Origin of the sequence: Cereibacter sediminicola (assembly GCF_007668225.1) — a bacterium.
In the GTDB taxonomy this organism is placed as follows: Bacteria; Pseudomonadota; Alphaproteobacteria; order Rhodobacterales; family Rhodobacteraceae; genus Cereibacter_A; species Cereibacter_A azotoformans.
In genome coordinates this window covers 42,733-54,697 of the sequence record NZ_VDEK01000006.1, presented here as the reverse complement: position 1 = coordinate 54,697, position 11,965 = coordinate 42,733, and the positions used below count along the sequence as shown (strand labels likewise).

General features: G+C 69.4%; 10 protein-coding genes and 2 tRNA genes. 8 read left to right on the top strand and 4 right to left on the bottom strand.

All coding sequences use genetic code 11. From position 1 onward, the window contains the following. Positions 1-11 precede the first annotated feature (11 nt). From FG154_RS06305 to FG154_RS06280, 6 genes are all read left to right on the top strand, one after another. Complete coding sequence (locus tag FG154_RS06305; protein WP_145105507.1) at positions 12-1,223, top strand: SAM-dependent methyltransferase; 1,212 nt, start codon at positions 12-14, stop codon at positions 1,221-1,223. Between the two features lie 25 nt (positions 1,224-1,248). Continuing rightward, positions 1,249-1,689, top strand: a complete 441-nt coding sequence (locus FG154_RS06300; RefSeq protein WP_145105504.1) for a TrgA family protein — start codon at positions 1,249-1,251, stop codon at positions 1,687-1,689. Beyond that, entirely contained in the window at positions 1,686-2,774 is a 1,089-nt protein-coding gene (trgB, locus tag FG154_RS06295) for a tellurite resistance ADP-ribose pyrophosphatase TrgB (protein WP_145105502.1), read from the top strand. Before FG154_RS06300 ends, trgB begins: the two co-directional genes overlap by 4 nt. A gap of 119 nt (positions 2,775-2,893) precedes the next feature. Beyond that, positions 2,894-3,928 carry a cysteine synthase A gene (locus FG154_RS06290; protein ID WP_145105499.1) on the top strand — a complete coding sequence of 345 codons (1,035 nt, stop codon included), beginning with the start codon at positions 2,894-2,896 and terminating at the stop codon, positions 3,926-3,928. A 4-nt stretch (positions 3,929-3,932) separates the two neighbouring features. After that, entirely contained in the window at positions 3,933-6,482 is a 2,550-nt protein-coding gene (locus tag FG154_RS06285; RefSeq protein ID WP_145105496.1) for a DUF3772 domain-containing protein, read from the top strand. Further along, positions 6,482-7,201, top strand: coding sequence for an alanyl-tRNA editing protein (locus FG154_RS06280; RefSeq protein ID WP_145105493.1), 720 nt, complete (start codon positions 6,482-6,484; stop codon positions 7,199-7,201). The genes FG154_RS06285 and FG154_RS06280 overlap by 1 nt, the downstream gene beginning before the upstream one ends. Positions 7,202-7,217: 16 nt before the next feature. Here the strand turns inward: FG154_RS06280 and FG154_RS06275 are convergent, their stop codons facing one another. From FG154_RS06275 to FG154_RS06265, 3 genes are all read right to left on the bottom strand, one after another. Next, positions 7,218-8,306: a ceramide glucosyltransferase gene (locus tag FG154_RS06275; RefSeq protein ID WP_186312300.1), complete on the bottom strand. Its 1,089-nt coding sequence runs from the start codon at positions 8,304-8,306 to the stop codon at positions 7,218-7,220. Continuing rightward, the gene (locus tag FG154_RS06270; protein ID WP_145105487.1) at positions 8,306-9,112 is read right to left on the bottom strand and encodes a UDP-2,3-diacylglucosamine diphosphatase; all 807 of its coding nucleotides are present in this window, start codon (positions 9,110-9,112) and stop codon (positions 8,306-8,308) included. Before FG154_RS06270 ends, FG154_RS06275 begins: the two co-directional genes overlap by 1 nt. Before the next feature lie 307 nt (positions 9,113-9,419). Beyond that, on the bottom strand, positions 9,420-10,127 hold the full coding sequence (locus tag FG154_RS06265; RefSeq protein ID WP_145105484.1) for a phosphatase PAP2 family protein: 708 nt from the start codon (positions 10,125-10,127) through the stop codon (positions 9,420-9,422). Between the two features lie 312 nt (positions 10,128-10,439). Between FG154_RS06265 and FG154_RS06260 the strand changes: the two genes are divergently transcribed. Both FG154_RS06260 and FG154_RS06255 read left to right on the top strand, forming a co-directional pair. Next, on the top strand, positions 10,440-11,243 hold the full coding sequence (locus FG154_RS06260; protein WP_145105481.1) for a lytic murein transglycosylase: 804 nt from the start codon (positions 10,440-10,442) through the stop codon (positions 11,241-11,243). A gap of 53 nt (positions 11,244-11,296) precedes the next feature. After that, positions 11,297-11,371, top strand: a tRNA-Glu gene (locus FG154_RS06255). A gap of 466 nt (positions 11,372-11,837) precedes the next feature. On the opposite strand, the gene FG154_RS06250 is transcribed toward FG154_RS06255, so the two are convergent. Next, positions 11,838-11,912, bottom strand: a tRNA-Glu gene (locus FG154_RS06250). Between the last annotated feature and the right edge of the window lie 53 nt (positions 11,913-11,965).

Here is an 11,965-nt window from a genome sequence, read left to right as displayed (position 1 = left end):
AAGGAGAAGGAATGACGGCACTGATGAGCACGCGCGGGCAGACGGATCTGCCGCGCTACTTCCCGCAGGTGTTCGACGTGATGCAGGGCCTGCGTCACGGACGCCTCGATTTCGTGCTGGACGACGGCCGGCGCTTTCGGATCGAGGGCGCGGGGCCGGGGCCGGTGGCGGAACTCGACATCCACGATCCCGACATCTTCGCCCGGCTGATCCGCGAGGGCGACCTCGGCTTCTGCGAGGCCTATCTGGAGGGCGCCTGGTCCACCCCGGACCTGCAGGCTTTCATGGATCTCGTGCATGCCGACAACGACGACGTCTATGACGGCTTTCCGGGCATGGGGCTGCTGCGCGCCTTCGAGAATCTCCGCCACTGGCTGCGCGGCAACTCGAAGCGGCAGGCCCGGAAGAACATCGCCGCGCACTACGACCTCGGCAACGACTTCTACGAGCTCTGGCTCGATGAGAGCATGACCTATTCCTCGGCGCTGTTCCACACCGGGCAGGAAAGCCTCGAGGAGGCGCAGCGGGCGAAATACGCCAGCCTCGTGGACCGGATGGGTGCGCGGCCCGGCGATCATGTGCTCGAGATCGGCTGCGGCTGGGGCGGATTCGCCGAATATGCCGCGAAAGAGCGCGGGTTGCGCGTCACCGGGCTGACGATCAGCCGGGCGCAGCACGATTACGCCGCCCGGCGGATCGCGCGGGCGGGCCTGTCGGAGCGGGTCGAGATCCGGCTGCAGGATTACCGGGACGAGCGCGGCACCTTCGACGGCATCGCCTCGATCGAGATGTTCGAGGCGGTGGGCGAGAAATACTGGCCGGTCTATTTCCAGACGCTGCGCGAGCGGCTGAAGCCCGAGGCCCGCGCCACGCTGCAGATCATCACCGTGCAGGACAAGCGGTGGGAGGTCTATCGCCGCGGCGTGGACTTCATCCAGAAATACATCTTTCCGGGCGGGATGCTGCCCTCTCCGACGGCCCTGCGGGTCGAGATCGCGAAGGCGGGGCTGCATGTGACGGACTCGGTCGAGTTCGGCCAGAGCTATTCCATGACGCTGCGCCGCTGGCACGAGACCTTCAACGACCGCTGGGACCGGGTGGCCGCGCTGGGCTTCGACGAGCGGTTCCGCCGCATGTGGAACTTCTACCTGACCTCTTGCGCGGGCTCGTTCGAGGGCGGAAACTGCGACGTGACGCAGATCACGGTAACGCGGGCCGCGTAAGACGGCCCCCTCGGGCAGGACAGACATGCCGACCGCCGCCAAACTGTTCGCAGCCCTCGCCTTCGCCGCGCTGGGCTTTCTCGGGGGGCGGCTCTTTGCGGGGCAGCTTCCCGAGGGGACGCCGACCGACATCTTCGGGCCCGCCACGGCGGCCGTGGGCCTTGTCTGCGGCTGGATGATCTCGGGGGCGCTGGCCGGGCGCGGCTATGTCGCCGCCATGAGCACCGGGGTGCGCACCGTCGTCACCACGGCCTTCGTCGCGCTGCTGGCCTATTCGATCTACATCATGGTGCTCCGGGCGATGCGGATGCTTTACGACGGGCCGATCGAGGCGCTGCTGGGGGTCTTCGCGCTGATGCTGTCCTACGCCCGGCTGCTCGCCGTGCCGGAGATCCTTGCCATGCTGCTCGTGGGGGCGCTCATGGGCGGCAGCATCTCGGAATGGGCGGGGCGGCGCTGGAAATGAGGGTGTTCCTCTGCGGGCCGATGGCCGACGAGGCGCTGCGCGCGCTGGTGCTGGGCGAGGAGGTGGCGGGCGTGCCCGCGCGGCTCGAGGGGCACGCGCTGCGCGCCGCGGGGGCGACGGTCGTGCCGGTGCCGGCCGGCTTCGATGCGGTCGAGGGGGTGCTGGCCGAATTGGGACCAGAGGCGGCCGCACGGCTCGCCTATCACCAGCAGGCCGCGGGCTATCGGGTCGAGACGCACGAGATCGGCGGGCGTCCGGCCATCGTCTTCACGGCCGATCCCGACGGGGCCGAGGCCTGGGATGCCGTGACGTGGAACGCCGTCTGGGGGCCCATCGTCGCCGCCACCGCGGGCGATGTGATGGCGCTCTGGCCCGAGGTGCCGGCCGAGCAGGTCAGGCGGCGCTACCGGCTGATGCTGGTGCAGGGCGCGAGCCGGGTGCGGGCCGCCGCCCCCGCGCCGTCGCGGCGGCGCCATGCGGCCTCGCCCGCGGATGTGTCGGTGATCCGCCGCAGGCAGCCCTACGCCAATTTCTTCGCGGTCGAGGAATATGACCTGTCGTTCCGCAGCTTTGGCGGCGGCATGAGCCCGGCGGTCAACCGGGCCGTGTTCATCTCGGGCGATGCGGTGACGGTGGTGCCCTACGATCCCGCGCGCGACCGGGTGCTTCTGATCGAGCAGTTCCGCCCCGGACCCTTCGGGCGCGGAGACGGCCAGCCCTGGCTGCTCGAGCCGATCGCGGGCCGCATCGATCCGGGCGAGACGCCCGAGGGGTCGGCCCGGCGCGAGGCGGTCGAGGAGGCGGGCCTTGCGCTGGGCGAGCTGCTGCCCGTGGCCTCCTACTACCCCACGCCCGCGGCCAAGGCGGAATATCTCTACTCCTACGTCGCCCTGGCCGAACTGCCCGACGGGATCGAGGGCGTCTTCGGCATGGAGGGCGAGGGCGAGGACATCCGAGGGCATCTCATGGCCTTCGACGAGATGATGGAGCTTGTCCGCAGCGGCGAGATCTGCAACGGGCCGCTGCTGCTGACCGCACTCTGGCTCGAGCGCGAGCGTCCGGGGCTGAGGGCGGCCCGCCGCTGAGGGGGCGCAGGCCGTGCCGGGCCGAAAGCCGCTGAACGCCGCGAGGCGTGAGGGGCCGGGTGCTTGAGTTCCGCCGACCCGCCTCCTACACAGGAGGTCTCAGCAAAGGACGGCCCCGAATGCGCATTCACCGCGACCTTGCCGACACGATCGGCAACACTCCCCTCATTCGCCTCCGCAAGGCTTCGGAGCTGACGGGCTGCGAGATCCTCGGCAAGTGCGAGTTTCTGAACCCCGGCCAGTCGGTCAAGGACAGGGCCGCGCTCTACATCATCCGCGACGCGGTGGCGAAGGGACTGTTGCAGCCCGGCGGCACCATCGTCGAGGGCACGGCGGGCAACACCGGGATCGGACTTGCGCTGGTGGGGGCCTCGATGGGCTTCCGCACGGTCATCGTGATCCCCGAGACCCAGAGCCAGGAAAAGAAGGACATGCTGCGCCTTGCGGGGGCGCATCTTGTCCAGGTTCCGGCCGCTCCCTACCGCAACCCGAACAACTACGTCCGCTATTCGGGCCGGCTTGCCGAGGTGCTGGCCCGGACCGAGCCGCAGGGCGCGATCTGGGCCAACCAGTTCGACAACATCGCCAACCGTCAGGCCCATGTCGAGACCACCGGCCCCGAGATCTGGGAGCAGACGCAGGGCCGGGTGGACGGCTTCATCTGCGCGGTGGGCTCGGGCGGGACACTCGCGGGCGTGGCGATGGCGCTGCAGCCGAAGGGCGTCAGGATCGGCCTTGCCGACCCCGAGGGTGCGGCGCTCCATTCCTTCTACACCGAGGGCACGTTCGAGGCCCCCGGCAGTTCGATCACCGAGGGGATCGGGCAGGGCCGGATCACGGCCAACCTCGAGGGGCTGACGCCCGACTTCAGCTGCCGCATCCCCGATGCCGAGGCGCTGCCGATCGTCTTCGACCTGCTTCAGGAAGAGGGGCTCTGCCTCGGGGGCTCGTCGGGGATCAACATCGCGGGCGCGATCCGCATGGCGCGCGAGATGGGGCCGGGCCACACGATCGTCACCGTGCTCTGCGACTATGGCAACCGCTACCAGTCCAAACTTTTCAATCCCTACTTCCTGCGCGACAAGGGGCTTCCGGTGCCCCAGTGGCTCGACGAGGCGCCGCCGGCCGTCCCGTCGGTGTTCGAGGACATCTGACCCCATGCCCATCCTGCGCGTGATGCCGCTCCTGCTACTGTGGGTGATGCTCGCCTGCGCGAGCCTGCCGCTCTGGTCCCCGGACCGGGCGGTGGCCCAGGAGATGGTCGGCCCGGCCGCCGGCGCCGACGAGATGAAGGCGCCGGACTACAAGCAGTGGGAAAAGACCGCCACGCGGGCCGAGCGCGAGATCGCCGACCGCGAGACCGAGAGCGCGTCCTACGAGATGATGCGCGGCTACCTCGTGCAATGGCGCGACACGTTCCTCGGGGCGCAGGGGCTGAACGCCAGCCGCATCGCCTCGGTGCGCAGCCAGCTCGACGCGCTCGGGTCGGCGCCCGCCGAGGGCGAGACCGAACCGGACGACATCGCGCAGCGCCGGCGCGAGCTGACAACGCAGCTTTCCGAACTGCGGGCGCCGGTCGTGGCCGCCGAAGAGGCCTACCAGCGCGCGGACGGCCTGATCCGCGAGATCGACCGCGTGGTGCGCGAGCGCCAGACCGAAGAGCTGCTGCGCATCTGGCCCATGCCGCTCAACCCCGCCAACTGGCCGAGTGCCGCTGGCGAGGTCTCGGGCCTTGCCGTGGATCTCTGGGACGAGGGCACGGGTCGTGTCGCCTCGCCCGCCGCGCAATCGACCACGCGGGACAACCTGCCCGCGATCCTCGGCCTGCTGGCGGTGGGGCTGCTGCTCATTGCGCGCGGCCGCTCGCTGATGGAGCGCCTGACCCAGCAGCTGCAGGATCAGGTCTCGGCGCGGGGCCGCAAGGTGACCTCGCTCATGGTCTCGCTGGGGCAGATCGCGGCTCCGGTGGCGGGCGTCGTGGCGGTGAGCCACGCGATCACGCTCTCGGGGCTGGCGGGGCCGCGCACGACGCTGATCGTCGAGGCGCTGCCGGCCGTGGGCTTCATCCTTTATTCGGCGGGCTGGCTCGCCGGGCGGATCTTCCCCAAGAACGGCCAGCAGACATCGCCCCTGAACCTCTCGGTCGAGCGTCGGCGCGAGGGGCGCTTCCACACGGCCATGTTCGGCGTCGTGCTGGCGCTCGACGGGCTGCGCGGCGTGGCGCTGCCGCCCGCGCGGGTGGGCGAGGCCGCAACCTCGGTCATGGCCTTCCCCATGATCGTCCTTGCGGGCGTCTTCCTGTTCCGCATCGGCCAGCTGATGCTGGCCAGCGTCCGCAACGATCTGGGCGACGACGAACCCACGAGCTTTCGCAACAGCGTCATCGACCTGCTTGGGCGCGGCGCCATCGCCATCGGCGTGATCGGCCCGCTGCTGGCGGCGCCGGGCTACATCGCGGCGGCCACGGCGCTCGTCTATCCGGCAGGCATCACCCTCGGCCTGATCGGGCTGCTCTTCGTGCTGCAGACGCTGGTGGTGGACCTCTATGGCCTTGCCACCCGCAACGAGGAGGGCGGGCGCGACGCGCTTCTGCCGGTGCTGATCGGCTTCCTGCTCGCGCTGGCCATGGTGCCGCTGCTGGCGCTGGTCTGGGGCGCGCGCGTGGCCGACCTGACCGAGATCTGGGCCCGCTTCCGCGAGGGCTATCAGGTCGGCTCGACCCGCATCTCCCCCACGAACTTCCTGCTCCTCGCCATCGTCTTCTCGATCGGCTACGGCATCACCCGCCTGCTGCAGGGCGCGCTCAAGAGCCAGATCCTGCCCAAGACGCGGCTCGATCAGGGCGGGCGCAACGCGGTCGTCTCGGGTGTGGGTTACCTCGGCATCATCCTTGCGGCCCTTGTCGCGGTCAATTCCGCGGGCCTCGACCTGTCGAACCTCGCCATCGTCGCCGGTGCCCTGTCGGTCGGCATCGGTTTCGGCCTTCAGAACATCGTCGGCAACTTCGTCTCGGGCATCATCCTGCTGATCGAGCGCCCCGTCTCGGAGGGCGACTGGATCGAGGTGGGCGGGGTGCAGGGCACGGTCAAGTCGATCTCGGTCCGCTCGACCCGGATCCAGACCTTCGACCGAACCGACGTGATTGTGCCGAACCAGGATCTCGTCGCTGGCCGGGTGACGAACTGGACCCGCTACAACATGACCGGGCGGCTGATCGTGCCCGTGGGCGTGGCCTATGGCTGCGACACCCGCAAGGTCGAGCGCGTGCTGCGCGAGATTGCCGAGGCGCAGCCGCTCGCGATCCTGAACCCGCCGCCTTCGGTGGTCTTCATGGGCTTCACGCAGGAGTTCATGAGCTTCGAGATCCGGGTGATCCTGCGCGACGTGAACTTCTCGCTCTCGGTGCGCTCCGACATCAACCACATGATCGTGCAGAGATTCGCCGAAGAGGGGCTCCGGCTCACCCACATGTCGCGCGAGGTCTGGCCGCCGGAGCCGGAAGAACCCGAGCCCGAAGGGCTCGACGAGGAGGAGATGGCCGCCCTGCTGGCGCCTGCGCCCCGGCAGAAGGACAATGTGCCAAAGGGCACGAGCGCGGTCGATCCCCGCGCCAGTGAAGAGGAAGACCCCGACGACGAGCCGGACGGCGATGCGGACGCCGATGGCGCGGCCGAGGGGGTCGCCGAAGCAACCGGGAGCAACCGTTGATGACCGAGCCGCTTTTTCGCACCGATCCCTACCTGCGCGAGGCCGAGGCCCGCGTCATCGGCCACACCGCCGAGGGGGGTATCCTGATCGACCGCTCGATCTTCTATCCGACGGGCGGCGGGCAGCCCGGCGACAGCGGACTTCTCGAATGGGAGAGCGGCCGGCTGCCGGTTGCCACCGCGATCAAGGCCGAGGGTGGGCGCGTCGCGCTGGTCCCGGCCGAGGCCGGGGCGCTGCCGCCCGAGGGGGCGCCGGTCCGCCAGATCCTCGACTGGGAGCGGCGGCACCGGCACATGCGCGTGCATACGGCGCTGCATCTGCTGTCGGTGGTGATCCCCCTGCCGGTGACGGGCGGCCAGATCGGGGCCGAGCGCGGCCGGCTCGATTTCGACATGCCCGAGCCGCCGGCCGATGTGGCCGCGCTGGAAGAGGCGCTGAACGCGCTGGTCGGGCGTGACCTGCCGGTGTCCGAGGACTGGATCACCGACGAGGAGCTTCTGGCCGATCCCACGATCGTCAAGACCATGTCGGTGATGCCGCCCACGGGGCAGGGCCGGGTGCGCCTCGTCCGCATCGGGCAGGGGGCGGATCAGGTGGACCTTCAGCCTTGCGGCGGCACCCATGTCGCGCGCACCGGCGAGATCGGACGGGTGGCGATCGGCAAGATCGAGAAGAAGGGCCGGCAGAACCGCCGCGTGACGCTCGCGCTGGCCGACTGAGCCGACCGGCGGGCGATCAGGCCGCGGGCCGGCCCGCCGCGGGCGACATCGACGTGCCGCGCCATTCGAACCCCTGACGGGCGAAGGTCGCAACCCACAGCACCGGCAGCATCAGGTCGCGCGCCACCCAGGCCGCCAGATCGCGCCGCCCGCAGGGCCAGCCCATCGCCCGGCAGAGCGCCGCCTCGGCCCCATACCAGAGCGCGAGGAACGGCAGGATCCAGAGCGGCGCGGCCACCCCCAGCATGACGAGGGGCACGGCGGGCGACAGCAGCGGCTCGAGCGCGAAGAGGGCCGGAAAGCCCTTTCGGCGGATCCGTGACCAGCGCAGCTGCCGGTCCCAGACATCGCGCAGGCGGCGGCGACCGATCGGCTGGGTGAAGGGGCGCGGGACCAGCCTGACCGAACGGCCCGCCGCCCGGACGAGGCGTGTCGCGGCCACATCCTCGGCCAGTTCGGCCCCGAGTGCTGCCAGACCGCCGCGCTCGTCCAGAAGCGAGCGGTCGAGGAACATGGTCTTGCCCTGCGCGAAGCCAAGCCCCACGCGCGCGGCCGCAAGCTGCCAGCGGCCCTGCAACCCGTTGAGGAACGATGCCTCGAGCGCGCCCCAGATCCCATCGGCCCGCCCGCCTGCGGGGGGCGAGGAGACCAGCCCCACGCCCGGCCGCCATTCCGACATGAGCTGTTCCAGGTAGTCGCGCGGCAGCATCAGGTTGGCGTCCGCAATGGCGATCATGCGCGCTTCGGTGCCGGCCCAGCCCTTGGCCAGATTGTTGAGCTTGGGATTGGCGGTGAAGCGCTCCTCTCCGATCAGCAGCCGTGCCCTTGCGCCCGGATGGAGGCGGATCAGCTCGCGCACCAGCGGGACGGCGGCATCCTCCTCATGGGCCGCGCAGAAGACGATCTCGTAATCGGGCCAGTCCAGCCCGAAGCTGGATCCGAGCGTCTCGCGGTCATGCCGGTCGCGGCCGCAGACCGGGCGCAACAGGCAGATGAAGGGCCGGTGCGAGGGCTCGGCGGGGCGGCGGCGGCCGTGCGAGGCGGCAAGCGCCGCCGCCAGCAGGTGAAGCGTCAGAAGCCCGAAGGCGGCAAGGACAAGGAACATCATGCCTCGGCAGGGATGGGAAAGGCGCGGGCGAAGGCGTCCGCGGGTTCGGGGGCGGCGCTGGCTTCGATCAGGGAGAGCCGTCCCGCGTCGTCCTCGGCCAGCGCGGTGAAGCTGTCCACCCAGTCGCCGCAGTTGGCATAGACGAGCCCGTGGGCCTCGTGCAGGGCCGCCTTGTGAAAATGGCCGCAGATCACCCCGTCGCAGGCCGCACGGCGGGCCCGCGCCACGAGCCGCTGCTCGTAGGCGGTGCCGAAGGCCATGGCCGCATCCACGCCCTTCAGCAGGGCCTCGATCAGGCTCCGGCGGTCGGGATCAGCGGTGCGGCGCATCCGCTTCAGCCGCTCGTCGAGGTGGCGCAGCATCCAGTCGAGCCGGCTGCCCAGCCGTGTCATCATGTGAAAGCGCAGCAGGCGCGGATCGCAGACATCGCCATGGATCACCAGATAGCGCCGCCCATCGGCCGCCTCGTGGAGGATCTCTTCGGCGACGGTGATGCGCTGGAAATGCTGGCCGAGATAGAGGCGCATCGCGGCGTCGTGGTTTCCGGTCAGGTAGTGCAGGCGCGCGCCCTCCTGCACGCGCCGCAGCAGAAGCGCAAGGATGGCGTCGTGGCTCGCCGTCCAGTGGGGGAAGGGCGGGTGCCAGAGATCGAGGATGTCACCCACGAGGTAGATGTCCTGCGCCGTATGGTCGCGCAGGAAGGCGAGGATGCGCTCGGCGCGGCACCCGCGCGAGCCCAGATGCAGGTCGGACAGGAAGAGGCTGCGGTGGCGGCGCGGCGGCGGCAGGGGGCACATGTCCATGGACGCGTCCTTGACTGGGGAAACGGGGCCGGCTTGCCCGCGCTATGCCACGGTCACGACACCGTTTTGTGACCGTCTCCCTTCAGTCATGTAACGCAGTCGCCCGAGCGGAAGATTGCGTCGAAGGACCGCACCGGCAGCCACCTGCCGAGGGGCGCCGTTGTCCGGCGGTGCTCCCGGACGGCCGATCCACAGCCCGCGCCACATGCGCGGGCCGCAGACCGCCCCGGGGTTGCCGCACAGGGACCGCCCGCGCACTGGGCGCCGCGTCGGCCACCGTATCGCTTGCGCCTCGCCGGGGGCGAGCTCAGGTGAGCACGGCCGCCAGTTCGCGCAGCAGGTCCCGCACCGGCCCGAACATGGCCGCCACCTGCCAGGTCACGAAGAACACGGCCGGGTAGAACAGCCCGCCGTGTGTGGCGGCATAGGCGGGAACGTCGAACCGCTGGAACTGCCGGGCCAGCCACGGCACCAGCGCCAGCGCCATGGCCACGCCGATCACCGCGCCCACGATGATGTCGAGCGAGTAGTGGAGCCCGAAATAGACCCTCGGAAGGCAGATGATGAAGGTGGCATGCAGCAGGGCCACCGCCCCCACGGCGCGATGCGCCAGGAAAATCCCGGTCGCCAGGGCAAAGTAGAGAACCGCATGATCGCTCGGCATCGAACTCCAGCCGTCGAGGGTCTCTTGGCTCAGGCCCGTGTGCAGCAGGAAGCCCAGCTCGGGGTCATGGATCGGCCGGGGCCGGTAGGGCAGCGTGACCGCAAGCGCCCGGCCCACGAAGACCGCGAACATCGAGACCACCAGCGTCGCGAGCAGTCGGGTCCGCGTCTGCTCTGCGTTCCGCTGCACCCCGAACCAGAGCCCCCAGAAGAGCATCATCGAGAAGACGCCCTTGAACAGCGTGTTCCGCTCGATGATGTGCAGCACCTGGTCGAAGGTGGGCAGCGTCCCAACGGCGCTGTTGATCAGCAACGAAAGTTCCAGATCCAGTGCGGCGGCAGCCTGTAACATTAGCATAATCCTCAATTCACCAATCGAAGTAGGAAACCCCGATCGTCATGAAAGCGTCAAGAATAATTCATGTTCCTTACGGGAAACGGCCGGCCGCGTCGAGCGCCAGAGGCTGAATCCCGCTCGTCGGGGCGCGCGGCATGGTTCCGGCGGGTCCGGCGGCCGCCCGGGCGGCGCGTGCCCGGGCGGCGCGTGATGCCGCCAGCCCGCGCTTGCCCCGCCCTGACAACTTATCGTGCGAAAGCGGTAGCACCCTCTTGCGCTCGGCCTTGCCCCGCCTACAGTCAACGCGTTGTCAACAAGGATTGCACGATGACCTTTCGCCTTCGCCACTGCGCCCTCGCCCTGATCGCCGGCCTTCTGGCAGGGCAGGTGGCGGCGGCGCCCTGCAGCAACACCGGCGCCGACTACGAGAACTGGAAGACCCTCATGGCGCAGGAAGCCGCGGCCGCGGGCGTGGGGCAGAGGGGCATCGCGGCCCTCATGGGGAGTTCCTATTCCTCCCGCACCATCGCCGCGGACCGCAACCAGAAGAGCTTCCGGTACAGCCTCGACAAGTTCATGCAGGTGCGCGGCTCGGACACGATCATCCGGCAGGGCCGGGCGCGAAAGGCCAAGAACCCTGACTTCTACGCCTCGCTCGAGCGGCGCTACGGCGTGCCGGCGGGCGTCCTGCTGGCGATCCACGGGATGGAGACGGGCTTCGGCAGCTTCATGGGCGACACGAACGTGGTCTCGGCCATCGCGACCCTGGCCTACGACTGCCGCCGGTCGGATTTCTTCACGCCGCACCTGCTGGCCGCACTCGTGCTGGTGGATCGCGGCTCGATCAGCCCCGCGTCGGTGGGCGCCAAGCACGGCGAGCTTGGCCACACGCAGTTCCTGCCGGGCAACGCGCTGGCCTACGGGGTGGACGGCAACGGCGATGGGCGGGTGGATCTGGGCAACATCACCGACGCCATGGCTTCGACGGCGAACTTCCTCGCGCGCAAGGGCTGGCAACCGGGGCTCGGCTACCAGCCGGGCGAGCCGAACTTTGCCGTGATCCGCGAGTGGAACGCGGCGAGCGTCTATCAGCAGGCCATTGCGATCATGGCGCAGCAGATCGATCGGTGATTTTGCCTCTTGCGCCCGGCGGCCGAGTCGCCTAGACAGCGCCTCGTCCGGATGGCCCGTTCGTCTATCGGTTAGGACACCAGGTTTTCAACCTGGGAAGAGGGGTTCGACTCCCCTACGGGCTGCCACTTCTTCCGAATGCTGAAGGATCGGCGACAAAAGCCGGACTTGTGCATCGAGAACGGATCGCTTCTCTTGCTGTCCGCTGTCCGCTGTCCGCTGTCCGCTGTCCGCTGTCCGCTGTCCGCTGTCCGTTCGTTCCAGACGTGTGTCGTCGCAGTGGCCGCCGTCCCATCGGCCGTGTCGCGGCACCGGTAGCCTACAGGTTCCTTGCGGCTGCCTCCGAACGTCGGAGGGAAGGTTCTGGGCCCGCTCTTCCAACAGCCTGCCGGCGACCGAGCCAAGCATTGGCTGCCGATGTTGGCTTTGCGTCGTGGCAGGCGACGGCCTCGCGATGGGCCGGCCTTGGCGCACCCTGTCCAACCTTGTCGCCGGTTGCCGAAAGGTCCGTGGTATGAAGCCCAGACCTACTGTCCTTCGACGACCCACAGCGGTCGAAAATCGACCGGTTCGCATCCGGATCACAGGGATAAGTGGCAGCCCGTAGGGGAGTCGAACCCCTCTTCCCAGGTTGAAAACCTGGTGTCCTAACCGATAGACGAACGGGCCACTGGGGACAGGCGCGGTCTTATGTCGGCGCGCGAAAAGGCGCAAGAGGGAAA